Annotated in this window: 16 protein-coding genes, 1 pseudogene and 1 riboswitch; of the genes and pseudogenes, 10 read left to right on the top strand and 7 right to left on the bottom strand. The window is 67.2% G+C overall.

Features of this window, described 5'->3' with window-relative positions; all coding sequences use genetic code 11:
• Nucleotides 1-137: 137 nt before the first annotated feature.
• The 5 genes and pseudogenes from ACIQ7H_RS05360 to ACIQ7H_RS05340 form a co-directional block, all read left to right on the top strand.
• A pseudogene (locus ACIQ7H_RS05360) lies at nt 138-257 on the top strand (restriction endonuclease subunit S); the annotation flags it as partial.
• 15 nt (nt 258-272) lie between these two features.
• A complete protein-coding gene (locus ACIQ7H_RS05355; protein WP_395789150.1) occupies nt 273-980 on the top strand; it encodes a restriction endonuclease subunit S in 708 nt (235 codons plus the stop codon).
• Nucleotides 977-1,723 carry a DUF3800 domain-containing protein gene (locus ACIQ7H_RS05350; protein ID WP_395789148.1) on the top strand — a complete coding sequence of 249 codons (747 nt, stop codon included), beginning with the start codon at nt 977-979 and terminating at the stop codon, nt 1,721-1,723. Before ACIQ7H_RS05355 ends, ACIQ7H_RS05350 begins: the two co-directional genes overlap by 4 nt.
• Before the next feature lie 402 nt (nt 1,724-2,125).
• Entirely contained in the window at nt 2,126-2,674 is a 549-nt protein-coding gene (locus tag ACIQ7H_RS05345) for a hypothetical protein (protein WP_395789146.1), read from the top strand.
• A 93-nt stretch (nt 2,675-2,767) separates the two neighbouring features.
• Nucleotides 2,768-5,992 (top strand): type I restriction endonuclease subunit R, encoded by a 3,225-nt coding sequence (locus ACIQ7H_RS05340; RefSeq protein ID WP_395789144.1) that lies wholly within the window; start codon nt 2,768-2,770, stop codon nt 5,990-5,992.
• 662 nt (nt 5,993-6,654) lie between these two features.
• Here the strand turns inward: ACIQ7H_RS05340 and ACIQ7H_RS05335 are convergent.
• A complete protein-coding gene (locus ACIQ7H_RS05335; RefSeq protein ID WP_395789142.1) occupies nt 6,655-6,948 on the bottom strand; it encodes a hypothetical protein in 294 nt (97 codons plus the stop codon).
• Nucleotides 6,949-7,173: 225 nt separating this feature from the next.
• On the opposite strand from ACIQ7H_RS05335, the gene ACIQ7H_RS05330 reads away from it, so the two are divergent.
• Together ACIQ7H_RS05330 and ACIQ7H_RS05325 are read left to right on the top strand one after the other, a co-directional pair.
• Nucleotides 7,174-7,686, top strand: a complete 513-nt coding sequence (locus ACIQ7H_RS05330) for a hypothetical protein (protein ID WP_395789140.1) — start codon at nt 7,174-7,176, stop codon at nt 7,684-7,686.
• Between the two features lie 178 nt (nt 7,687-7,864).
• Nucleotides 7,865-9,127: an FAD-binding domain-containing protein gene (locus ACIQ7H_RS05325; RefSeq protein WP_395789138.1), complete on the top strand. Its 1,263-nt coding sequence runs from the start codon at nt 7,865-7,867 to the stop codon at nt 9,125-9,127.
• Nucleotides 9,128-9,213: 86 nt separating this feature from the next.
• Here ACIQ7H_RS05325 and ACIQ7H_RS05320 read toward each other — a convergent pair whose 3' ends face one another.
• From ACIQ7H_RS05320 to ACIQ7H_RS05310, 3 genes are all read right to left on the bottom strand, one after another.
• Nucleotides 9,214-11,406, bottom strand: a complete 2,193-nt coding sequence (locus tag ACIQ7H_RS05320; protein ID WP_395789136.1) for a methyl-accepting chemotaxis protein — start codon at nt 11,404-11,406, stop codon at nt 9,214-9,216.
• 106 nt (nt 11,407-11,512) lie between these two features.
• Complete coding sequence (locus tag ACIQ7H_RS05315; RefSeq protein ID WP_395789134.1) at nt 11,513-12,319, bottom strand: transporter; 807 nt, start codon at nt 12,317-12,319, stop codon at nt 11,513-11,515.
• A 175-nt stretch (nt 12,320-12,494) separates the two neighbouring features.
• The gene (locus tag ACIQ7H_RS05310) at nt 12,495-13,145 is read right to left on the bottom strand and encodes a methylated-DNA--[protein]-cysteine S-methyltransferase (RefSeq protein WP_395789132.1); all 651 of its coding nucleotides are present in this window, start codon (nt 13,143-13,145) and stop codon (nt 12,495-12,497) included.
• A gap of 102 nt (nt 13,146-13,247) precedes the next feature.
• Here ACIQ7H_RS05310 and ACIQ7H_RS05305 point away from each other — a divergent pair, with 102 nt between their 5' ends.
• Nucleotides 13,248-15,530: a patatin-like phospholipase family protein gene (locus tag ACIQ7H_RS05305; protein ID WP_395789130.1), complete on the top strand. Its 2,283-nt coding sequence runs from the start codon at nt 13,248-13,250 to the stop codon at nt 15,528-15,530.
• 70 nt (nt 15,531-15,600) lie between these two features.
• Here the strand turns inward: ACIQ7H_RS05305 and ACIQ7H_RS05300 are convergent, their stop codons facing one another.
• Nucleotides 15,601-17,400 (bottom strand): diguanylate cyclase domain-containing protein, encoded by a 1,800-nt coding sequence (locus ACIQ7H_RS05300; RefSeq protein WP_395789128.1) that lies wholly within the window; start codon nt 17,398-17,400, stop codon nt 15,601-15,603.
• A gap of 529 nt (nt 17,401-17,929) precedes the next feature.
• Here ACIQ7H_RS05300 and ACIQ7H_RS05295 point away from each other — a divergent pair.
• Nucleotides 17,930-18,598 carry a YoaK family protein gene (locus ACIQ7H_RS05295; protein WP_395789126.1) on the top strand — a complete coding sequence of 223 codons (669 nt, stop codon included), beginning with the start codon at nt 17,930-17,932 and terminating at the stop codon, nt 18,596-18,598.
• A gap of 397 nt (nt 18,599-18,995) precedes the next feature.
• Here the strand turns inward: ACIQ7H_RS05295 and ACIQ7H_RS05290 are convergent, their stop codons facing one another.
• Nucleotides 18,996-20,294, bottom strand: coding sequence for a sugar MFS transporter (locus tag ACIQ7H_RS05290; RefSeq protein WP_395789124.1), 1,299 nt, complete (start codon nt 20,292-20,294; stop codon nt 18,996-18,998).
• A gap of 493 nt (nt 20,295-20,787) precedes the next feature.
• Nucleotides 20,788-22,686 (bottom strand): phosphomethylpyrimidine synthase ThiC, encoded by a 1,899-nt coding sequence (thiC, locus tag ACIQ7H_RS05285; RefSeq protein ID WP_395789122.1) that lies wholly within the window; start codon nt 22,684-22,686, stop codon nt 20,788-20,790.
• A gap of 65 nt (nt 22,687-22,751) precedes the next feature.
• Nucleotides 22,752-22,848: riboswitch (TPP riboswitch) on the bottom strand.
• Nucleotides 22,849-23,003: 155 nt separating this feature from the next.
• On the opposite strand from thiC, the gene ACIQ7H_RS05280 reads away from it, so the two are divergent.
• Nucleotides 23,004-23,564 carry an ECF-type sigma factor gene (locus ACIQ7H_RS05280; protein ID WP_395789120.1) on the top strand — a complete coding sequence of 187 codons (561 nt, stop codon included), beginning with the start codon at nt 23,004-23,006 and terminating at the stop codon, nt 23,562-23,564.
• Nucleotides 23,565-23,571 lie beyond the last annotated feature (7 nt).

The following is a 23,571-nucleotide window of genomic DNA, read 5'->3' as shown; positions in this document are numbered from 1 at the left end:
CATCGTGACCCTGCCCAGTGAACTCGGAAGCAACGAGATCGCAAGCATGAGCGAATCCGCCACTCAGGAGAACGAATGACAGCTATCTGGTGAACAGGCTGTCTCAAAGGGGTTGACGCGTTCCGACGGTACTTGGAATCAAACAATCCGAGCTTCGACAGGTTCTAGTACCCCTGCCGGCCCTAGGCGTACAACGCCGCATCGCCTCCATCCTCTCCGCCTACGACGATCTGATCGAGAACAACACCCGGCGCATCGCGATCCTCGAAGAGATGGCCCGGCGCATCTACGAGGAGTGGTTCGTCCACTACCGCTTCCCCGGCCACGAATCCGTCCGCATGGTCGAAACCGAGCTTGGGCTGGTGCCGGAAGGGTGGCTACTCAAGCCCCTGAGTGCAGTAGCCAGAGTGAACGCAACCAGCATCGATACGAAGGCGCCCCCGGCCGAGATCTTGTACGTAGACATTTCGTCTGTCTCCACTGGAAGCATCGACATCAAGCAGCCTTGTGCCTTCGTTGAAGCTCCTGGCAGAGCGAGGAGAGTCGTTCACGACGGCGATACGATCTGGGCTTGCGTCAGGCCGAACCGCCGCAGCTTTGCGCTCGTTCTGTCTCCTGAGCCGAACCTCGTGGTCTCGACTGGCTTCGCTGTCCTCACACCCGAGGGCGTGCCTGCGTCGTTTCTCTTCCAAGCGGTCACAACGGATGACTTCGTCGCCTACTTGGTCAATCACGCCAAGGGCGCCGCATATCCAGCGGTGACAGCGGAAGAATTCAGGAACGCCACCATTGTTGTTCCTCCGGATGAACTGCTTTCGCGTTTCGAGGAAGTAGCGGAGCCCATGAAGCGCCTCACGGCCTCTCTTCAACGCCAGAACACCAACCTCCGTACCACCCGCGACCTGCTCCTCCCCCGCCTGATCTCCGGCGAGCTCGACGTCTCCGGCCTGCCCTCGCCGGAAGAGGCATCCGCTGCATGAGCGGGCCCTCGGCTTTCAGTGACTACGTGGTCTTCGTCGACGAGAGCGGCGACCACAGCATGGCCTCGATCGATCCGCAGTACCCCGTCTTCGTGCTCACCTTCTGCGTCTTCAGGGTGGACACCTACATCGACGTGGTCACGCCTGCCGTACGACGGCTCAAGTTCCGCACCTTCGGCCACGACCAAGTGGTGCTGCACGAGCACGACATACGCAAGCGCAAAGGCGCGTTCGCGCGGCTAGGGCGCGAGGCGAGCGAGGCATTTCTGGAGGGCCTGACCGAGGTGATGGCGGCAGCGCCCTTCGACCTGATCGCCGTGGTCATCGACAAGCGCCGGCTGAGCAGCACCTACACCCAGCCGGAGCACCCATATCACCTGGCGATGAAGTTCGGCTTGGAGCGCCTGCACGGGCTGATGAGCGAGCGCGGCCAGCAGGGCCGCATGACCCGGGTGCTCTGCGAGGCCCGCGGCCGAACCGAAGACGAAGCGTTGGAGCTGCACTTCCGACGGATCTGCGACGGCGGCAACTATCGGGGCGAACGCCTGCCCTTCGAACTGATCGTCTGCGACAAGAAGACCAATGCCGAGGGCCTGCAGATCGCCGACCTGAGCGCGCGGCCGATTGGCCTGTCGGTGCTGAGGCCGGATCAGCGCAATCGGGCCTTCGAGGTGCTGGTGCCTAAGTTCCGCCGCGATGCGCGGGGCAACTACCGGGGTGCGGGGCTGAAATGCTTCCCCTGAAAAGCAGAAGGGCCCCCAGGAAACCCCAGGAGCCCAGCGCCGACCGGGAAAGCCCAATCCACTTGGCGAGTAAGCTCGCACGGGTCCACGTCCGATGCAAGAAACTGAGGATGAACGACAGCACGTCGGCTGCCGCCGCGGAGCGCGCGGCCCCAGGTACTGCAGCGCATGGGAGCTGCAGTGGTCGCCCGACTCACTGGCACCCCGAAAAGGATAAGTTGCTGGCGTTAGCGTTGGCTTAGCCCATTCCTAAGCCTTCGCGCCCACCACGAGTTGACGCAACCAATTGATCTGTAAAGACTGAAAATTGGATACCTGCCTTGCCGAGGGCACAGGGACTGGCTGGCTCAATCCTGACCAAGGCAGGCGGTTGACGGACAAGAACGCCCGGAGACGATGGCCATGAATCCTGATCGCAAGTTCCTACGGCCGAGACCGCCACATCTGCTGCTCCTCCCCATCGCTGAAGCACCGAAGCCCCCCTCGGGTCCTGGTGCCCGTCGGGCCGCGGCGCTATTCCAGTCCGAATCAGAGGCCAGCCTCGGCACGACAGCCATCGGTCTGGCGGTCGAGGAGATGCGCGCCCTGGTCGCGCTGGTCGATGGCTTTCTTCTTGGGAAGAACCGGCAGGCACTCGTCGCCAAGGCCTGGTTGGAACAGGTGCACTCGGCGCTGGATCAGCTTGCGAGATCCGTCTCTCGCGGAGCCTTTGAGCTGCAACTTATGACCGTGGATGACGCGGAGCTTGCCGACCTCGAAGAGGCGCTTGAAGGGCGTCCTGCTCGAAAGGATGGGCAGGCTACTTATCCAAGCACGATGTTGAGCTTCTGGCTGGACGAGGTCGAGCGGCGGGGTTACGAGCTCTTCCATCTAGCGATGGGCGCCTTGACCCTGCTCGATGCGATTGAGGTATCAAAGCAGATTTCGACGTGCCGCTACCCGCTGCGCTGAGTCGCTTGATTCCGAAGCAGGGTCGGGCGGCGTCGCGACGCATGAAGGGGCCAAGCCTTGACGAACATCCACTGACCGCACAGGTTTGGATCAATGGCCTCAACGCCTGAAGCACCCAAGCCTTCACCCACCGCCGCCCGCATCCGCGAGATGGCGGCCGGCTATGGCGAACTACGTCTGGTTGAGCGGCCGGCGATCGAGCTGCTTGAATCCCTGGGCTGGACGCATGCCGACCTCTATGCCGAGCGGCTCGGCGCTGAAGGTACTGAAGGCCGCGAGAGCGAGTCGCAGGTGGTGCTGGTGCGGCGACTGCGCAGCGCTCTGGAGCGTTTGAACCCGGGCCTGTCGGCCGATGCCTACGATCAGGCCATCGAGGAAATCGCGCGCGACCGCTCGAAGCAGATCGCCGTCAACGCCAACCGTGAGGTCTACCGCCTGCTGAAGGATGGCGTGCGGGTGAAGGTGCAGGACGAGCACGGCGGCTACAGCACCGAGGTGCTGCGGGTGGTGGACTGGCAGCAGCCCGAGAACAACGACTTCTTCCTGACTTCGCAGATGTGGGTGGCCGGCGACATGTACCGGCGCCGCTGCGATCTGCTGGGTTTCGTCAACGGCCTGCCCTGGGTGTTCATCGAGCTCAAGAAGCCGGCGGTGCCGTTGAAGTCTGCCTTCGACGACAACCTGCGCGACTACCGCGGGCAGTCGGTGCCGCAGCTGTTCCATCCCAACGCATTCATCCTGCTCTCCAACGGCTCGGAGACGCGCGTGGGCACGCTCACCAGCGCCTGGGAGCACTTCTTCGACTGGAAGCGCGTGGAGCAGGAGGACGAGCCCGGCAAGGTCAGCCTGGAACGCGCCCTGCGCGGCCTGCTGGCGCCCGCGCGCCTGCTCGACTACGTGGAGAACTTCACCGTCTTCGAGGAGACCCGCGGCGGGCTGGTGAAGAAGACCGCCAAGAACCACCAGTTCCTCGGCGTGAACCGCGCCATCGCCCAGCTGGAAGGCCTGCGCGCCGGCCCCAAGGGCGAAGCCAAGCGTCTCGGGGTGTTCTGGCACACGCAGGGCTCGGGCAAGAGCCTGTCGATGGTGTTCTTCACCCAGAAGGTACTGCGCCGGGTGATGGGTAGCGCCACCTTCGTGATCGTCACCGACCGCGAAGAGCTCGACGACCAGATCAGCAAGACCTTCAAGGCGACCGGCGCCACCGCCCGCGAGGATGTGCGCGCCACCAGCAGCGAGCACCTCAAGGCCCTGCTGCGCGGCAATGAGCGCTACATCTTCACCCTGATCCAGAAGTTCCGCAGCGAGCCGGGCCTGCCGTTTCCGGTGCTGTCCGAGCGCGAGGATGTCATCGTCATCACCGATGAGGCGCACCGCAGCCAGTACGACATCTTCGCCCTCAACATGCGCAACGCCCTGCCGCGCGCGGGTTTCCTGGGCTTCACCGGCACGCCGCTGATCAAGGGCGAGGAGGAGCGCACCCGCGAGGTCTTCGGCGACTACGTGAGCGTGTACGACTTCGCGCGTTCCATTGAAGACGGCGCCACCGTGCCGTTGTTCTACGAGAACCGCATCCCCGAGGTGCAGCTGACCAACAGCGAGCTCAACCAGGACCTCGAAGCCCTGCTGGAAGACGCCGAGCTGGATGAAGCGCAGGAGCGCAAGCTGCAGCGCGAGTTCGCCCGCGAGTACCACATCATCACTCGCGAAGAGCGCCTCGAAGCGATCGCCCACGATGTGGTGGCGCACTTCACCGGCCGCGGCTACCGCGGCAAGGCGATGATGGTCTGCATCGACAAGGCGACGGCCGTGCGCATGTACGACAAGGTGCAGGCGTACTGGCAGGCCGAATTGACACGACTGCGCACCGAGCTGGCTAAGGCGCAGGGCGACGCGCGCGAGCGCCTGATCGCGCGCATCCGCCTGATGGAGCAGACCGACATGGCCGTGGTGGTGAGCCAGGGTCAGAACGAAGTGGAGGAGCTGCGCGCGAAGGGCTTGGAGATTCTTCCGCATCGCCAGCGCATGCTGCGCGAAGCCTTGGATGAAAAGTTCAAGAACGAAGCGGATCACCTGCGCCTGGTCTTCGTCTGCGCGATGTGGATCACCGGCTTCGACGTGCCGACCTGCTCGACGCTCTACCTCGACAAGCCCATGCGGGCGCACACGCTGATGCAGACCATCGCGCGCGCCAACCGCGTGGCGCCGGGCAAGGAGAGCGGCCTGATCGTCGACTACGTCGGCGTGTTTCGAGCGCTGCAGGCGGCGCTGGCGACCTATGCGCGGCCGAGCGCAAACGGTGAGTCTGAAGAGAACCCCATCCTCGACAAGCGGGAGCTGGTCGCCGCCCTGGAAGCGGCGCTTGCCGAGGTTCACGGCTTCGCCACCGCGCGCGGTATCGCGCTGGATCGGATCGCGGCTGCACAGGGCTTTGAGCGTATCGGCCTGATCGACGACGCCATCGAGGCCATCCTCGTCCGCGAGGCCGACAAGAAGCAGTTCCTGCAGATGGCCAGCCGCATCGCCCGCCTGTTCAAGGCCATCCTGCCTGACCCTCTGGCGAACGATCTGGCGCCCGTCTCCGTGCTGGTGGCTTACCTCGCAGCGAAGATCCGCGCCGATGTGGAGCCAACCGACATCAGCGCGGTGATGAGTGACGTCGAGGAGCTGCTCAACGACTCGATCGCCACCGAGGGCTACCGTATCGGCCCGGCCAGCGAGAGCCGGCCGCTGGTGAATCTGTCCGAGATCGACTTCGAGGCCCTGCAGGCGCGCTTCGCCCAGGGCCACAAGCGCACCGAAGCAGAGAAGCTGAAGCGCCTGATCGAAGGCAAGCTGACGCAGATGCTGCGGGACAACCCTTCGCGCGTGGACCTCGCCGAAAAGTTCCAGAAGCTGATCGACGCCTACAACGCCGGCAGCCAGAACATCGCGGCCTTCTTCGGCGAGCTGAAGGGCTTCGCCCAGGCCCTGAGCGAAGAGGAGCAGCGCGCGGTGGCCGAAGGTCTGAGCGAAGAAGAGCTGGCCCTGTTCGACATCCTGACCCGCCCCGAGCCCAAGCTGACCAAGGCCGAGGAGGCCGAGGTCAAGAAGGTCTGCCGCGAGCTGCTGGAGAAGCTGAAGCGCGAAAAGCTGGTACTCGATTGGCGCGAAAAGCAGCAAGCCCGCGCCGCCGTGATGCAGACCCTCAAACTGGAACTGCGCCGCCTGCCGCCGGCGTTCCCGCGGGAGCTACGAGCGGAGAAGATGGCGCTGGCGTATGCGCATGTGTATGACCGGTATGGGGCACAGACGGCACCACAGGAAGCTCAGCGGTAGCGTTGCTCCCAACCCAGCGCGTACATGCACTGTTCGAAGTACAGCGTCCGCGAGGCCTCAGCATTCCTCGTTGCTTGGCGCTGAGCTTCTTCCCTGCGAGCCATCTCCATGCCTTCGTTCATGCTCTGGGCAATGCCCTTAGGCGCGGGCCTCACAGTCGCCTCGATCTCCTGAGTAGACACGTTGAAGTGGGAATCGGTCGTGCGGATCTTCGCGGAGATCTGGTAAGACTCTGCTCTGGGCGATAGACGCGGACTTGTGGCATCGGAACCGATCCGATGGCCGCGTTGCTGCAGTAGGGATCGCCCACCCGAAACTGCTGATTCAGCGCATGGCCTTCAAGATTGGGGTTCCACCATTCGGGGAAGACCTGCGGCGCGCTCGGCTGCGTTGCGCAACCACCCAGGCTCGCCACGAGCAGGATGAAGCTCGATGCCTTCGAGAGGACGTTCGGCAAACCAGCTGCTGAGGATTGAAGCTCAGGACTCTCCACGAGCGATGCTCCTTTGAGGAAACACAGCGCTCATCTTGCCCAGCCCATCCAGGCGCCGCAACGCAGGATGACTGCGGGACCGGCCGCGGGCCAAACGCCTCTTCCACCAAGTGCCGCGCACTCTCGGCCATGCGCGTGCACCGCAACTCGGGCAGAACCCGCGCTTCGTTCAGGAGAAGGCCACCAGCCTCTCTGCGTGGCACTCCTCCCACACCACTCGCAGTAAGCCATGGCCGAGCACGCCGCAGCGCAGGAACGCCTGGAACTCTTCGCGCACATAGGCGGGCAGGTTGCGGGCTTCCTTCTCAAGACGGGCAATGAAGTCCGGGTAGTGCGCCTGCACGAGCGCGCGCAGCAGCGTGCGCTCAGGAACGTGGCGGGCGTGGCTCGACGCGGTCGCGGTCTTGGCGGCGCAGGCGGCGCGCGCCGTTGCGCGTCCCGCAGGCGCCGCACAGCAATGCACGGAACGCTCCTGTGCATTGACGGTTGCTCAGTGTGCCGCCCGACCTCACCGCCTCCCATCGGCGATTCGCCTGCATGTCGGTCAGACATCGGCGCGTCATGGTGTGGGAAATGTGCAGATCCGGCTCGGCGGATGCATAGCGGCGGCTCGTGCACTCCGCGCGGCTCGTGTTTGTGCGGCTGCCGGATGACAATCGCGTCCCCTGTCCGATTGAACCCGCATCGCATGCGCGCAGAACTCTCCGAAACCGATCGCGTCCCGTCGATCCTGCGGTTCCTGCGCGAGCTCGGTCTGAAGGTGCAGGAAGAACCCCTCGACGATCACTGCTTCTTGCCGGGCGTGCAGATCCGCGCAGGCGCGCTGGTGGTCGACCGCGCACGTTTGCAGTGGCCGGGTGATCTGCTGCACGAAGCCGGGCACCTGGCGGTGCTACCCGCCGCGCTGCGGCCGCTGCAGTCGGGTGCACTGCATGACTGCGAGCTGGTTCCACATGCAGGCGAAGCCGAGGCCATGGCCTGGGCCTATGCGGCCGCCTGCGCGATCGGCCTGCCGGCAGAGGAGTTGTTCCACGCCGGCGGCTATCACGGCCGCAGCGCGGGCCTGATCATGACCTTCTCGCTCGGCGTATATCCGGGCCTGCACGGGCTGATGCAGGGCGGGTTGGCGCATGGCATGGCGCAGGCGCAGAGCTTGGGCACTGCGGCCTATCCGCACATGCTGCGCTGGCTGCGCGAGTAGGCGCCTGCGGACATCCTCAGGCGCGCTTGCGTCGGTGCACGTGGCGCCGCAGTCGCTGACACCGGCTGCAGGTTCCTGGCGAGTTTCGGCACGCGGGGAGCCATCTGCAACAATGCCTGCAAGCAGGCTCGACTCGCCTGCACATGGCTTTCGCGGCAAACCCGTTTCCATGCCGCGCATGTACGCCAGAACCCGACCCGTCACCCTCATCGCCGACAGCCAGTCGCGCCAGTTCCCGCCCACCCGCGCCGAGGCGCTTCGGCGGGTGGCGGGTTTCCTGCCGCGCGCGGCCCGCTACTACGCGGAGACCCGCAACAGCGACTTCGGCCCGGATTCGCGAGCGAATGTGTCGGTGCTGTCGCCTTATCTGCGCTACCGGCTGCTGAGCGAAGCCGAGCTGGTCAGCGCGGTGCTGCAGCGACACAGCGCCGAGGCTGCCGAGAAGTTCATCCAGGAAGTTCTGTGGCGGACGTATTGGAAAGGCTGGCTGCAGCTGCGCCCGGGCGTGTGGACACGCTATCTCGACAGCCTGGCCGCAGCGCGCGCGCGGCTCGATACCAATGCCGGGCTGCGCAGCGCGCTGGCGGCGGCGGAGAGCGGCCGCAGCGGAATCGAAGGCTTCGATGATTGGGCGCAGGAACTGGTCCGCACCGGCTATCTGCACAACCACGCACGCATGTGGTTCGCCTCGATCTGGATCTTCACCCTCGGCCTGCCGTGGGCGCTGGGAGCGGACTTTTTCGCCCGCCATCTGCTCGACGCCGACCCGGCCTCGAACACCCTGGGCTGGCGCTGGGTGGCCGGCCTGCAGACGCCCGGCAAAACCTATGCGGCCAGCGCCGACAACATCGCCGTGCACACCGACGGACGCTTCCAGCCCAAGGGGTTGACGCGAATCTGCGTGGCCCTGCGCGAACCGGCCCTGCCGGCGGCGCAGCCGCTGCCGAGTTTGCCGGCGCCGACGGCTGACACCCCGAGTCTGCTGCTGGTGCATGCCGAAGATCTGGATCCACTCGGCGATCTGCCGCCGGGTTTGGACCTGCGTTCAGCGCTGGTGATCGCGGGCGTGAGCGGAGCGCAGCCGTGGCCCTGGGGCGATCGCGCACGCGCGTTCGTCGACGGCGGCTGTGCGGATGCCGCGCAGCGCCTGCGCAGCAGTGGCCTGCCGGTGGAGGCCGCATCGATGTTTGAGGCCGAGGCCGTGATGGATGCCGCCCTGCGCGTCGGCGCACGTCGGGTGATCTGCGCCGAGGCGCCAGTCGGCCCGCTGGCGGATGCGCTGGACGCGCTCTCGCCTGCGCTGGCGGCGGCCGGCCTGCCCCTGTTGCGCATCCGTCGGCGCTGGGACAGCACCTTCTGGCCGCAGGCCGCACGCGGGTTCTTCGCCTTCAAGGCGCATATCGACGAGGGTCTGCGCGCGCAGGGCATCGGCCTGGGCTGAGCCGCACGCGGCGGGCGTGGCGGCCTGGCAGTACCGGCGCGCGATCGACGCGCCGGGCCTCGCGCATCTGCAGTGCGCACCGGACCTCAGCGCCGGAAACTGGTGGCGAGCTTCGACAGCGTGCCGGCCTGATCTTCCAGCGCGCGTGCCGCGGCGGTGGCCTCTTCGACCAGGGCTGCGTTCTGCTGGGTGGCATCGTCCAGCGAGGAGATGGTCTGCCCGACCTGGCTGATGCCGCTGGCCTGTTCCGACGAGGCGCGCGCGATCTCGGCCATCAGCGTGGCCACCCGCTGCACCGCGCCGACCACACCATCGATCGTGCTGCCGGCGACGTGAACCTGATTGGCGCCTGCTTCGATCCGCGCGATCGATTCCGAGATCAGCGCCTTGATCTCGCGCGCTGCATTGGCCGAGCGCTGGGCGAGCGTGCGGACTTCGCCGGCCACCACCGCAAAGCCGCGGCCCTGGTCACCGGCGCGCGCGGCTTCGACCGCAGCGTTCAAGGCCAGGATATTGGTCTGGAAGGCGATGCCATCAATGGTCGAGATGATGTCGTGCATCCGCCGGGAATCCGCGGCGATGCGGTTCATCGACTCGACCACGGCACGCACCTCGTTGCCGCCCCGGCCGGCGGTCACCGCCGCCGACTGCACCAGGCTCTGGGCCTCGGCGGCGCCATCGGCATTGGCGCGCACGGTGCCGGTCAGCTCTTCCATCGAGGCCGCGGTTTCCTCCAGATTGGCGGCCTGCTGTTCGGTGCGTGCGCCCAGGTCCTGATTGCCCGCGGCGATCTCCACTGCGGCGCCGTGCACGTGCTGCACCGCGTCCTGGATGGCGCCGATCAGATCGCCCAGCCGGGTCGAGGTCGCGTTGGCATCGTCGCGCAGCAGGCCGAAGGTGCCCTGCATCGGCCGGGTGATGCGGTGGCGCAGATCGCCGGCCGCCAGCGCATGGAACGCGCCGCCGAAGGCATCGATGCTCGGCTGCAGCTCGTCGAGCAGGCGGTTCAGGCCCTCACCCACGGTGCGATGGAAACCCTTCAGCCGAGTGGCATCGACGCGCGCGGCCAGTTCGCCGCGCACCGCCGCATCGACCAGGCCGGCGATCTGCCGCTCCACCGCCACATCGTCGGTACGATCGCGCCATTCAACGACATAGCCCAGCACCTCATCGTTCTCACCGCGCACGGTATTCGCGGACAGGAAGAAATGGGCCTCGCCGACCTGGATCTGGGTCCGGTGCACGGTGCGCAGGCCTTCCAGCAGGCTGCGTTGATGCTGGGGGCGGACGTGGAAGCCATCGATGTTGTGGCCGATCAACTGGTCGGGATCAAAGCGCGGGAACTGCTTGCGCAACTCGGTCGCCTGTTCACGCAGGATCGCCACCACCGCCGGATTGACGTAGACGATTCGGCGCCCGGCATCGGCGATCATCATCGCGGTCGAGCTGCTGTCGAGCGCGCGCACCACGCGCAGGTTGGTGGCGGCCTCGGCGCGTTCTTCTGCGAGGCGCTCGCGCAGCCGCCCCTGCATGTCCTGCAGGCGCGCCAGGATACTGCGGCCGTCACCCGGCCGGACTCCGATCGGAGTCTCCAGATCACCGGCCGCGATGCGTGCGGTCGCGCGCGCCGCCTGCACCGGCTCGCCGCCGATATCGCGACGCACGCTCAAGACGATCCACACGCCGAGCGCAGCCATCAGCAGGCCGCTGCCGAACACGGTCGCAAGCTGCAGCCGGCGCACCTCGCTCGCGATGGCGACAGAGTGTGCTGCCATGGCACTGACCTCGCCTTCAATCTGATCGCTGAGTGCCTCCATCGCGACCGCCAGCGCGTCGTAGGCGACCTCGAAGCCGGCAAAGTCGCTGGGCGTTCCGGCCAGCACCTGATCAAGCTCGGTCGAGGCGGCCTGCAGGTAGGCCTCCACCGCCGGCCGCACGCGCGCGATCTCAGCTTGCAGTGCGGGCGCGGTGGCGCGCGCGGCATTTTCGTCCATCACCCGCCGCATCCACGCAGCGTGTTCGGCGAAACCCTGGCGCGCGGATTCGACCGCGTCGGGCCGCTGCTGAGCGGATGCAACCACCGCTTCCAGCACGTCGGCCTTGACCGCGTCGTGCATCATGTCGGCCTCGATCTGGTTGCGCAGCAGGTTTGACACCTTGACCTGGTCGGAGGACCCAACGACCAGGTGCGACTGTCCTCGCAAGCCGAGCAGGCCGACCACCAGTGCACCCAGAAAGCCGGCCAAGGCCAGCAGCAGCAAGCGATTGCGTAAGCTCATGTCGGACTCCGGATCAGCATCGGTTGAACGGGCGCAGCTGCCCGCAGTTCAGATCACGGCGGCGCCCCTGCGTCGGGTCGCCGCTTCAAGCCCCCAGCGGCCGCAGTCATCGCCAGCGCGCGGACAGGCCGACGGTGATCGCGGCATCGACGCTGCGATCGTTCAGGCCCAGTGAGATCGCGCTGTCGAGCTGCAGGTCGGGGCTGAGCAGCCAGGCCGAGCCAAGGTCCAGATAGGCTTCGGTGCCGCCGTGTTCGGTACTGACGATCTGCGGCAGCGCCAGCTCGGCAAAGCTGCGGAAGCTGGGCGACCAGGCACGGCCGACCACGATGCCGAAGATGCCGGCGACGTAGTCGTCCTCGCCGTCGTCATCGAGGATCACGCCGGGCATCACGCCAAGCGACCAGGCCTCCGACAGCGCCCATTCGCCGACCCAGCGCAGCGACGGGCGCACGCCCTCGCCGCGGAAATCGCGGTCGCCGCTGGGCAGATCGAAATGCAGCAGCCAGGCCTGGGCGGGGCCGGCGCCAGCGGGTTCAGCGAGGGCGTGTTTCAACCCGATCGCGAGGTCAGCCACGCCGCTGGTGTCAGCGCGCGATCCACCCGCGCGCAGGCGTGCATCGATCCAGCCATCGGTTTCGAAGCGGGCCTCCCAGCGTTCGGAGAGGCCGATCCGCAGAAGGGTCGGGGTGGCGAAGGCCTCGGCGCGGACGCCGCTTTCGCTGTCGCGCTCGAAGGCGATGCTGGTCTCGACCTGCCAGCGGCCGGCGCCTACGGTGCGGCTGGATTCGACGAAGTCGGGGCGGTCGGTGGCGAGGGGTTCCACGGTTTGGGCGACGGCCGGAGGCGAGATCGACACGGCGGCGCAGGCGGCCAGCGCAAGCACGCCGCAGAGTTTGGGAGTGGGTGCCATGGGTGGCTCGCTTGGCGCGGTCGGAACCACCGCCATGCAAATCGCGTTCCGCCAAAAAACAGACGCTGATCACGACGGTTTGCGCCACGAATGGCGATGCAGATGCGCAATCCAAGGACTCGACAACGGGCGCGCGCATCGCCCACAGGCCGGCGGGCGACGGCTTAGGGCCGCGTCACAGCCGCGTCGCGCGGCCCGATGCACCGCTGGGCAGGCGCAGCAATACGCCCTCATGCTCCAGCAGCCAGCGCTTGCGTTCGATGCCGCCGGCGTAGCCGGTGAGCTGGCCGCCGCTGCCGACCACGCGGTGGCAGGGCAGGATCAGGCTGATCGGATTGGCGCCGACGGCCAGCCCGATCGCGCGCGCCTTGCCGGGCTGGCCGATGCGCTCGGCGAGTTCGCCATAGCCTTGGGTTTGGCCGGCCGGAATCGAGCACAAGGCCGCCCACACCTGCCGCTGGAACGGGCTGCCGGCCGTGCTCCAGTGCAGCCCGTCCAGGGCATCCAGCGCGCCGCCGAAGTAGGCGCGCAGGGCCTGCAGCGCCGATGAAGCGGGCTCGGCGGCAGCACTCACCGCCCAGCCGCCGCGGCCGTAGTGACGGTCGAGCAGGTCGTGCATGCGTTCGCGGCAGTCGAACCAGTCGAGCGCGCGGACGTGGCCGCTGCGGTCGCTCAGCAACACGATCTTGCCCAAGGGGCTGGCCAGGGTTTCGCGGTTCAGTTCAAGCATGCGCGCAGTGTTGCCGAGCCGGGCCGCGCTGCCAATCCCGGCGGCGCCGGGTGCACGCTCGGCGCCGCGCTGGTGGACACCGTGGCGAAGGCTCACAAGTCACGTTGGACAAGATCGATACGTGCGCCGCATCGGCGTGGCAAAGCCGTCGCCGCTTGGGCATCCTGCCGGCCACGGTCGTGGGTGGTGGAGCGGGTTATGGGTGTTTCAGCGGCAAGTCGGGTCAAGGGTCTGTGCGTGGGCTTGATGATGTTCTGCTGTGCGCAGGCGCAGTCACCGCTCGCCGAGCCGGCATCGATTGCAGCAGCGAGCACGAGCGAAGGCGCCGCTCGCGTTGAGAGCGCACGGCCGCGCATCGGCCTGGTGCTGGGCGGCGGCGGCGCGCGCGGCGCCGCCCATATCGGTGTACTGCAGGTGCTGGAGGAGCACCGGATTCCGGTCGACAGCGTGGCCGGCACCAGCATGGGCGCGCTGGTCGGCGGGATGTACGCCAGCGGGCGCTCGGCCAACCAGTTGGAGGAACTGCTGCAGGCGATCGACTGGCCGCGCATGTTCCGCGATTCCGGCGACCGCGGCAGCCGGCCGATGCGGCGCAAACGCGACGATCTCGCCAACCTGAGCAAGGCCGAACTGGGCCTGCGCGAGCGTCGACTGATGGTGCCGCGCGGCGCCCTGCAGGGCCAACGCCTGCTGCTGTGGCTGCGTCGCCATACGCTCGATGTGGCCGGCGTCGAGTCGTTCAAGGAGCTACCGATTCCGTTTGCCGCGGTCGCCACCGACATCGTCAACGGCGAACGCGCGGTGCTCGAAAGTGGTGATCTGGCCGCCGCGATGCGCGCCAGCATGGCGGTGCCGGGCGTGTTTGCGCCGCTGCGGGTCAATGATCGGCTGATGGTTGATGGCGGCATCGTCGACAACGTGCCGATCGCTGTCGCCCGCGCCCAGGGCGCCGAACGGCTGATCGTGATCGACGTCGGCGCGCCCCTGCTCAGCGAGGAACAACTCGGCTCACCGCTGTCGATCTCGCTGCAGATGGTGTCGGTGCTGATGAAGCAGCAGACCGACCGCGCGCTGGCGACCCTGTCCAGCACCGATGTGCTGATCCGCCCCGAGCTGGGCGATCTGTCCTCGGCGGACTTCGAGGCCAATGCGCGGGCGATCGCGATCGGCCGTCAGGCGGCCGAAGCGGCCTTGCCTCAGCTGCAGGCGCTGGCGCTGGACGAGGCCGGGTGGGTGGCGCATCTGGCGGCGCGCACGCGTCCACCCGGTGCGGCCCTGCACTTCAGCCGGATCGAGGTCGACGAGCTGCGCTCGCAGTCGTCCCGTCGTGTCGCCAAACTGCTCGGCACCCTGCTGCCGGGCGAGCTCGATCTCGACCTGCTGGAAACCCGGCTCGACCAGACCATGGCGATCGGCGATTTCGAGCGGGTCGGCTACCGCCTGCGCCGCGAAGGCGAGGACGCGATCCTGCTGGTCGAGCCGATCGACAAGGGCTGGGGCCCGGGCTATCTGCGTTTCGGCTTTGCGGTTGGCGACGATTTCAGCGGCCGCAGCAGCTATCAGCTGACCGCCGATCTGCGCCTGACCGGGCTCGATTCGCGCGGCCGCGAGTGGCGCAACCAGGTCAACATCGGCCAGCGCTCGGGCCTGTTGACCGAGCTGCACCAGCCGCTCGGCGGCGATGGCCGCTACTACCTGCAGACCTTTGCCGACTACGAAGCCACCCGCCAGCCGCTGGAGCTGCTCGGCCAGCGCGTCGCCGACTACAGCAACCGCAGCACCCGCGTCGGCGGTGAGGTCGGCTTCTATCCCGACCCGCGCTGGCAACTGTCGATCGGCCACCAGCTGGGTACACGCCGGCTGCAGCGGGTGATCGGCAGCGACGAGCTGCCGGCCAGACTGAAGTCCGACCTCGGCAGCCTGGTGCTGGCGGCCACGTATGACAGCCTCGATGAAGTCGGCTTCCCCAGCCGCGGCGCGCGGGTTGATCTGGCCGCGCAGCTGTATCGCTCAGCGCTGGGCTCGGACGCCGATGCCGATGTGCTGCGCATCCGCGCCGACCGCCCCCTGCAGTTCTCACCCTTGACCGTGCTGCTCGGCTTCCGCGCCGACTGGGCGCTGCAGGGCACCGACACCGACGAAGCGCTGACCTTTCTGGGCGGCTTCGGCCAGCTGTCCGGGATCGGCGAGAGCGAACGCGTCGGCACCCGCTCGGTGCTGGCGCGCGCGCTGTTCTATCGGCGTTTGAACGGTATGGGCCTCGGCACCGTGCCGCTCTACCTCGGCGGCAGCATCGAGGCCGGACAGAACTGGCTGCCGATCGAGCACCCGAGCGTCGGCGATCTCGACTACGCGGGCAGCGTGTTCCTGGGCGCCGACACCATTCTCGGCCCGGTCTTCCTCGGCTACGGCCGGGTCAGCTCGGGCGAGGGCGCGACCTTTCTGCGCATCGGCAGCGTGATCGAAGACCTGCGGCGCTGAGTTCACGCGAAAGCGTTGCGCACCTCATGCCGCGTTCGGATTGTTCGTCCGCGCTGGGCTCCCGAGGTGCCTACTGCTGGACCAGTTCAACCGTGCCCCTGCCCTTCGCCTTGGCCCGATACAGGGCAGCATCGGCGGCGGCGATCAGGCTGTCGGCATCCTGCGGTGAGGCACAGAACACGATGCCGATGCTGGTGCCAACCTGGCGGGTTTCGCCGCCCAGCACCATCGGCTGCTGCATCGCCGCCAGCAGTTTGTGCGCGGCCTGCAGCGCGATGGCGGCCGCGTCGATGTGCTCCATCAGCACCATGAACTCGTCGCCACCCATGCGCGCCACCACGTCGACTTCATACACGCTGCTGCGAATGCGCTCGGCGAACGCCCGCAGGGCCTGATCGCCGGCGGCGTGGCCGAGGCTGTCGTTGATCTGCTTGAAATGATCGAGATCGAGCGCAAACAGGGCCAGCGGCATCCGATAGCGGCTCGATCGGGCCAACGCGCGCTGCAGCCGATCCTCGAACTGGCGACGGTTGGGCAGGCCGGTCAGCGCATCGGTGCGCGCCAAGGCCTCCAGTGCCTGCTCGGCCTTTACGCGTTCGCTGACATCGCGGCCGGAGTAGACGACATCAAAGCCGACCCCGTCCTCGGCCGGCACGCGCTCGGCCAAGGCCTCGATCCACACCCAGTGGCCCTCACGGTGCTGGACCCGGAACTGCACCCGCGCGGTGCCGCCATCGGTGAACAGTGCGGCCAGGCGCCGCGCCAACATGACGCTGTCGTCCGGATGCACCAGATCCCAGCGCGCCTGCACCAGCTGCTCGGGGCTGAAGCCGAGCAGCGCCTCGGACGAACGCGACACGTAGCGACGCCGCCCGTCGCTGCCGAGGCGCACCACCAGATCACGCGAATGCTCGGCCAGCAACCGATAGCGCGATTCGCTGCGCTCAACCAGCCGCGCCATCCGGCTGCGTTCGGCCAGCAGCAGGGCCAGCGGCAGCGCCAGCAGCCAGGCCGACAGCACGTACACCTGCAGCACCAGCGAACGCGCCAGCAGGGTGTCGGCATAGATCAGATGGAACGGCCCGCTGCCGACTGCGGCCGCAATCGAGCTGGCCACGGCCAGGGTCAGCACGCCGACCACCGCACCGGCCATGCCGGTGCGGAAGGTCAGCAACATCAGCGGCAGCAGGGGCAGGAACAGCAGCGGGTATCTGTTCTGCAGCATCACGCACAGCAGCACCGCGACCAGCAGCAGCCACAGCTGCATGAATTGCCGACGCCGACCCGGCTGACCAATGGCGCCCGATTTCATCCCGATCACCGCGAGAGCCAGGCTGCCGGCCAGCACCATGCCCAGCAGATGTGCGCCAAACCAGCTCAGCCAGCGGCTCAGCGCTGCATCGCCCTGCGCGTCCTGCAGCAGCAGGATCACCAGAGCAAGGCTGGCCGAGGCCGCCGTGGCCGCGAGCGTCGCCAGGCCAGCGACGCGCGCCGCCTGCAGGCGCTGGCTGGGCTCCAACAGTTCACCGCCGAAACGCCGGGTAAGCGCCGCGATGCAGAAAACCTCCAGCAGGTTCATCGCCGACAGCGCCAACCCCTGCATTCCTTCCAGCACGACGCGCGGCAGCAGCAAGCCGGCCAGGATCGCCAGCAGCAGACCCCGCCATTGGCTGTATCGGCGCGACAGCAGCACCGCGGTCGCCAGCCCGTTCGCCAGCCATACCGCAGCCACGCCCGACTCCATCCGGGTCAGCCACAGCGACAGCGCCGACAGCCCGGCCACTGCCAGGCCAAGCAGCAGCGCCTGCCCGAGCGCGGCGATGCGGGCGCGGGTCGGCGTTGTTGGCTGAAGGGAATCGTCTACAGACATCGGAGGCAATCGAAACGGGTGCCTTGACCTTGATCGAGGGCTGCGGCAGGCACCGCGCCAGACCCGAGGCGTGCGCGGTGGCGATCTGCCAAGGCATGCATCAGCCGTGCCGGTGGCGTCGACACTGGCCGCGAGTGGTCCTCGCGTGACAGGAACAGACTGGGTGCCGGCGAATCGTGACGACAATCGAGCGCGGGGCAGCGGCTGGGTGGCGCCATTGCAGCGCCGCGCGAACCACGATGGCGCCGCATTGCATCGAGTCACTGACGGCGGGCCGCGCGCCGAGCACTGGTGTGGTGATTCTTGATTGCCGGACAGTGACAGCGAGTGGCTGTACGTGGCTGGCAAGGCGCGACGACGAGTCATGTCAGCGCTATGGCGAGGAGGAGCAACGCCGCCAGCCGCGAAAGGACGCCGCAGACGCATTCGATACGGTGCGAAGCACTGCACTAGACTGCCACCTGCACATCCAGGCGGCACCCGCGACCGTGCCAATGACCGACGCTTCCAACACCCCAGGAGTCCGGCCGTGATCAGCCGCTTGCCGCGCTGGGTCTGGAGCGGCGCTGCCTTGCTGGCGATGGTGGCCGGCATGGTCAATGTGGTCGCCTTGCTCAGCTTCGAGCATCAGTCGGTGTCGCACCTGACCGGCAACACCTCGATCGCCGCCGCTGCGCTGGCGCGGGGCGACATCGGCGGTGCGCTGCACTTCGGCGTGATCATCGCGGCCTTCTTCGGCGGCGCGGTGCTGAGCGGGTTTCTTATTCAGGACAGCACGCTCAAGCTCGGCCGGCGCTACGGCGTCGCCCTGGCCCTGGTCGGCCTGCTGCTGGCCGCCGCGGTGCCGCTGTTCGAGTCCGGCCAAGCGCTGGGCCTGTATGCCGCAGCGCTGGCCTGCGGTATCCAGAACGCGATGGTCAGCACCTACAGCGGCGCCGTGGTGCGCACCACCCACGTGTCCGGAATGTTCACCGACCTCGGCATTTTCCTCGGCCACTGGCTGCGCGGCATGCCGGTCGAGGGCAAGCGCATCACGCTCAGCCTGTACGTGATCGCTGGCTTCGCCAGCGGCGGCCTCGCCGGCGGTCTTGCCTTCGCTTGGCTCGGCTATCGCGCCCTGCTGCTGCCGGCCGTGCTGGTGCTGTGCGTGGCGGCGGGCTATGTCATCTATCGCCAGCGGAGCGGCCACGTGGGCTGAGCGATCATGCGCCGGCACCGCGCGGACCGCGTGCACCGACACGCTTGACCGCGTCAGCCGGCGCGAGCGGCGCCCGGCGTCGGTCGCGAGTGAGCGCGGGGCGCAGTGATGCGCGGCAACGCATGGACACTGCAAAGGCTGGAAACGGCAGATGCGAGGTTTCGGCAGCCGCACCGAGCGTCGTCATTTCAGAGCGGTCATCCTGGGGCAACGCCGAAGCATTCAGCGTTGCCGCGCGCCATGCAGGGCGCGCTCGCGGATCGAGCACCCAATGTTCGAGCAGGCGTGACCGGGCGCAGCGACGGCGTAGCCTTGCCGCAGCCGAACGAGTCCGGACATGTGCCGGACTCGCGACCACTGATCGAACGAGGACGGGCTTGATCAGCCTTGCCCCAACTCAGCTCAAGGCGTTGCCCTGGAAAGCCTTCGCATAGCGCAGGCCGAAGTACAGGATGAACCCGTAGCAGAGCATCGGCACGACGAATGAGAGCTGCAGGCCTGCGCTATCCGCCATGAATCCCTGTGCAAACGGCACCAGCGCTCCACCGACAATCGCCATGCAGAGCACGCCAGAGGCCTGGCCGGTACGCACGCCGAGCCCGTGCAGCGCGATGCTGAAAATGGTCGGGAACATGATCGAGTTGAACAGGCCGACGCCGATGATCGCCCACATCGCCAGCGCGCCTTCGCCGAGCACAGCGGCGAGGATGAGCACGATTGCGCAGGCTGCGTTGAACCCGAGCGTCAGGCCGGGGCTGACTTTGCGCATCACCGCGAAACCGATGAAGCGGCCGACCATCGCGCCGCCCCAGTAGTAGGCGACATAGTGGGCCGCGCTGGCGTGATCGAGGCCAGCGATCTGCGGCTCGCCAAGAAAGTTGATCAGGAAACTGCCGATGCTCACTTCGGCACCGACATACAGGAAGATCGCGATGGCGCCGAGCAGCAGATTGCGGTGACGCAGCACGTCCCAGGCTGAACCTCCATCGACGGCGTCGGCCTCCTGGACGACCTTCGGCAGCTTCGCGAAAGCGAATGCAATCGCCAGCACGAGCAGGGCGCCGGCCAACAGCAAGTAGGGACCGCGGACGGTGGCCGCTTCCGCGGCGCGGTGGGCGGCGCGCTGCACCTCGTCCATCGCGGCGAGTTCGACGTCGCTCAGCAACACCGCGCCGCCGAGAATCAAGGCGCCGCCAAAAATCGGACCCACGGTGGTGCCCAGCGAGTTGAAGGCCTGGGTCAAGGTCAAGCGGCTGGAGGCGGTGCGCGGCTGACCCAGCAGGGTGACGTAGGGATTCGCCGCCACCTGCAGGATGGTGATGCCCGAGGCCAGCACGAAAAGCGCGAACAGGAACAGGCCGTAGCCGCTGGTGGCTGCCGGGTAGAACAGCAGGCAGCCGCCCGCGGCGATCACCAGGCCCGCCACCGCACCACTCTGGTAGCCGATGCGCTTCACGAGTCCGCCCGCAGGCAACGAGACCACGAAGTACGCGCCGAAGAAGCAGAACTGCACCAGCATCGCCTGCACGTAGCTCAGGGTGTAGATCGACTTGAGGTGCGGGATCAACACGTCGTTCAAGGACGTCAACAGACCCCACATGAAGAACAGCAGCGTGACGATGACGAGCGCGCGCGTGTTGGTCGCGCCTCCCTTGTCGGCCGCAACGACCGCGGCTGGCGAATAGCTGGAACCCATGACACACCTCCCCTGCGATCCGCGTTGTGCGGACGCCCCGGGCGGATTCTGCCTGCCTCGCTGCAGCCTGACAACGCTGTCAGCTTGTGACTCATGGTATTCGGCTGCCGGCACGCGAAACGCCGGCAGCCGCTGCGAGATGGCGTCGCGAGCGCATCGATCCCGCTGCCGCGGCAGCGGGCGCTTCGATCCCTGGCAACGCCGAAGCTCAGCGCTGCTGCGGGCCACGTGCCAGCGCGCTCGCGGATCGGGCTGACACGCCTTGGCTCCACGCTCGCGCCGGCTTCGAGCCCTCCGTCCGCACAGCACCAGAGCAGCGCAGACTTCGGCGCCCTTGAAACCTGCACCGACGGACAGACCACCGGCGCCTGTGGCCTTGGGTGCATGACTGCAACGCCCGCCGCGCTGAGCGCGTCTGAAATCGATCCGCCGTACCGCGGCCACCTCGCGATGTCCGTGGCGGCCGCAGCAGGCGGATGGTGCCCACAGGGACTCAGGCCTTGCGATACACCTCACCGCCCTGTGCCCGGAACTCCGCCGCCTTCTCGGCCATGCCGCGCTCCAGCGCTTCGGCGGCATCGGCCACGCCCTGGTCGGCGGCGTAGTCGCGGACGTCCTGGGTGATCTTCATCGAGCAGAAGTTCGGCCCGCACATCGAGCAGAAGTGGGCGGTCTTGTGGGCGTCCTTGGGCAGGGTTTCGTCATGGAATTCCTGCGCTTTTTCCGGATCGAGGCCGAGGTTGAACTGGTCTTCCCAGCGGAATTCGAAGCGGGCTTTGGACAGCGCGTTGTCGCGCATCTGCGCCGAGGGATGGCCCTTGGCCAGATCCGCCGCATGCGCCGCAATCTTGTAGGTGATGATGCCGTCGCGTACGTCCTGCTTGTTGGGCAGGCCGAGGTGCTCCTTCGGTGTGACGTAGCAGAGCATCGCGGTGCCGTACCAGCCGATCATCGCCGCGCCGATCGCGCTGGTGATGTGGTCGTAGCCGGGCGCGATGTCGGTGGTCAGCGGCCCAAGCGTGTAGAACGGCGCCTCGCCGCACTCGCGCAGCTGCTTGTCCATGTTCTCCTTGATCAGCTGCATCGGCACGTGGCCGGGGCCTTCGATCATGGTCTGGATGTCGTGCTTCCAGGCGATCTTGGTCAGCTCGCCCAGGGTTTCGAGCTCGCCGAACTGGGCAGCGTCGTTGGCATCTGCAATCGAGCCGGGGCGCAGGCCGTCGCCCAGCGAGAAGGCGACGTCATAGGCCTGCATGATCTCGCAGATCTCCTCGAAACGCGTGTAGAGGAAGCTCTCCTTGTGATGCGCCAGGCACCACTTGGCCATGATCGATCCGCCGCGGCTGACGATACCGGTGACGCGCTTGGCGGTCAGCGGAATGTAGGCCAGGCGCACGCCGGCATGGATGGTGAAGTAGTCGACGCCCTGCTCGGCCTGCTCGATCAGTGTGTCGCGGAACAGTTCCCAGGTCAGCTCTTCAGCGCGGCCGCCGACTTTCTCCAGCGCCTGGTAGATCGGCACGGTGCCGATCGGCACCGGCGAGTTGCGCAGGATCCACTCGCGGGTTTCGTGGATGTGCTTGCCGGTGGAGAGATCCATCACCGTATCGGCGCCCCAGCGGATCGACCACACCATCTTCTCGACTTCTTCAGCGATCGACGAGGTCACCGCGCTGTTGCCGATATTCGCGTTGATCTTCACCAGGAAGTTGCGGCCGATGATCATCGGCTCGCTCTCGGGGTGATTGATGTTGTTGGGCAGGATGGCGCGGCCGCGGGCGATCTCGTCGCGCACGAACTCAGGTGTGATCAGGCCCGGCAGGCTGGCGCCGAAATCCTCGCCCGGGTGCATGCGGCCCTTGCTCAAGCCATGGCTGCGCGCGTGCTCGACCAGGGCCTCGCGGCGCTGGTTCTCGCGGATAGCGACGAACTCCATTTCCGGGGTGATGATGCCGCGCTTGGCGTAGTGCATCTGGCTGACATTCGCACCCGCCTTGGCCCGCCGCGGCGCGCCCAGGTTCGGAAAGCGCACGCTGTCGAGTTTGGCGTCGTGCAAGCGCTTCAGGCCGAACTCGGAGCTGATCGCCGCCAGCACCTCGGTGTCACCACGCTCGGCGATCCAGGCCTCGCGCAGTCGCGGCAGGCCCTGGCTCAGCTCGATGCGCGCGCTTGAATCGGTGTACGGGCCGGAGGTGTCGTACACGGTCAGCGCCGGGTTCGGTTCAGCACCGAACAATGCCGGCGTGTTCGACTGGCGGATCTCGCGCATCGGCACGCGCAGGTCGGGGCGCGAGCCGCTGACGTGGATCTTGGTCGAGCCGGGAATCGGGCGGGTGACTTCGGTCGACAGCGCTTCGGTGGCGCGCTGGAATTCTTCGGGCAGGGCATTCATGGCGGGTGTCCTTGGAGTGGAAAACCAAGCGACGGCGCCGAGGTGCAGGCACAGCGCGACGGCGCCGGGCCCTGCTCGAAGCTCCCTACGCCGGTGTGAGCCGGATCAGGTTCAAAGGGACTCTCTCAGCCCGGCTGTCGCCGGACACCCCCGCTTGCGGGCGCATTGAAACATGATTCTCAGGCGATGGGCGGATCAGAAGCAGGCGCAGAGGCCGCACAGGCGGGCCTTGCAGTGCGCCCGCAGCCGGGGCAACCATTGCCGGTGCCGCCATCTGCGCGTCGGCCTTGATGCTGGGGCACCGTATCCAATCGAACATGATCACCCCGACACTTCCCGGCGAAATCACCGAACTGCTGTCGCGCGCGCGCGCCGGCGAACGCGGCTGTCTCGACCAAGTGTTTGCCCTGCTCTACCCGGAGCTGCGCCGACTGGCGCACGCCCGCTTGGTCGATAGCACCCACGGGGCGACCGCATTGGTACACGAGTGCTATCTGCGCCTTGCCCACAGCAGCGAGCTGGGTCTGCAGGATCGCTCCCACTTCATGGGCAGCGCAGCGCGGGCGATGCGCTCGGTGCTGGTGGACCAGCACCGGGCCAGGCACACCGAAAAGCGCGGCGGCGGCCAGTTCGAGCTGACCCTCGGTGCCGCCGATGCGATGGACATGGACAGTGGCGTGGACATGCTCGCGCTGGATGCTGCGCTCAACGCGCTTGACCAACTCGACCCAGCCCAGCGCGAACTGGTCGAGCTGCATTTCTTCGCCGGCCTTGAACTGAAAGAGATCGCCGAGATGCGCGGCGTCAGCGACAAGACCATCGGCCGCCACTGGCAGCGTGCGCGCGCCTTTCTGCGCGTGCAGCTCGACGACTCCTGAACGACGC

This window comes from Aquimonas sp. (assembly GCF_044377145.1).
Classification (GTDB): domain Bacteria; phylum Pseudomonadota; class Gammaproteobacteria; order Xanthomonadales; family Xanthomonadaceae; genus Aquimonas.
The sequence above is the reverse complement of the archived record's forward strand: the minus strand, read 5'-3'. Positions and strand labels throughout refer to the sequence as shown.

Excerpts from the sequence above, each read along its gene's own strand:
- ACIQ7H_RS05325 (WP_395789138.1), top strand. The coding sequence starts at position 7,865 with ATGTACGCCAGAACCCGACCCGTCACCCTCATCGCCGACAGCCAGTCG.
- ACIQ7H_RS05290 (WP_395789124.1), bottom strand. The coding sequence starts at position 20,294 with ATGGGTTCCAGCTATTCGCCAGCCGCGGTCGTTGCGGCCGACAAGGGA.
- ACIQ7H_RS05300 (WP_395789128.1), bottom strand. The coding sequence starts at position 17,400 with ATGTCTGTAGACGATTCCCTTCAGCCAACAACGCCGACCCGCGCCCGC.
- ACIQ7H_RS05330 (WP_395789140.1), top strand. The coding sequence starts at position 7,174 with ATGCGCGCAGAACTCTCCGAAACCGATCGCGTCCCGTCGATCCTGCGG.
- thiC (WP_395789122.1), bottom strand. The coding sequence starts at position 22,686 with ATGAATGCCCTGCCCGAAGAATTCCAGCGCGCCACCGAAGCGCTGTCG.
- ACIQ7H_RS05315 (WP_395789134.1), bottom strand. The coding sequence starts at position 12,319 with ATGGCACCCACTCCCAAACTCTGCGGCGTGCTTGCGCTGGCCGCCTGC.
- ACIQ7H_RS05345 (WP_395789146.1), top strand. The coding sequence starts at position 2,126 with ATGAATCCTGATCGCAAGTTCCTACGGCCGAGACCGCCACATCTGCTG.
- ACIQ7H_RS05355 (WP_395789150.1), top strand. The coding sequence starts at position 273 with ATGGCCCGGCGCATCTACGAGGAGTGGTTCGTCCACTACCGCTTCCCC.
- ACIQ7H_RS05350 (WP_395789148.1), top strand. The coding sequence starts at position 977 with ATGAGCGGGCCCTCGGCTTTCAGTGACTACGTGGTCTTCGTCGACGAG.
- ACIQ7H_RS05280 (WP_395789120.1), top strand. The coding sequence starts at position 23,004 with ATGATCACCCCGACACTTCCCGGCGAAATCACCGAACTGCTGTCGCGC.
- ACIQ7H_RS05305 (WP_395789130.1), top strand. The coding sequence starts at position 13,248 with ATGGGTGTTTCAGCGGCAAGTCGGGTCAAGGGTCTGTGCGTGGGCTTG.
- ACIQ7H_RS05340 (WP_395789144.1), top strand. The coding sequence starts at position 2,768 with ATGGCCTCAACGCCTGAAGCACCCAAGCCTTCACCCACCGCCGCCCGC.
- ACIQ7H_RS05320 (WP_395789136.1), bottom strand. The coding sequence starts at position 11,406 with ATGAGCTTACGCAATCGCTTGCTGCTGCTGGCCTTGGCCGGCTTTCTG.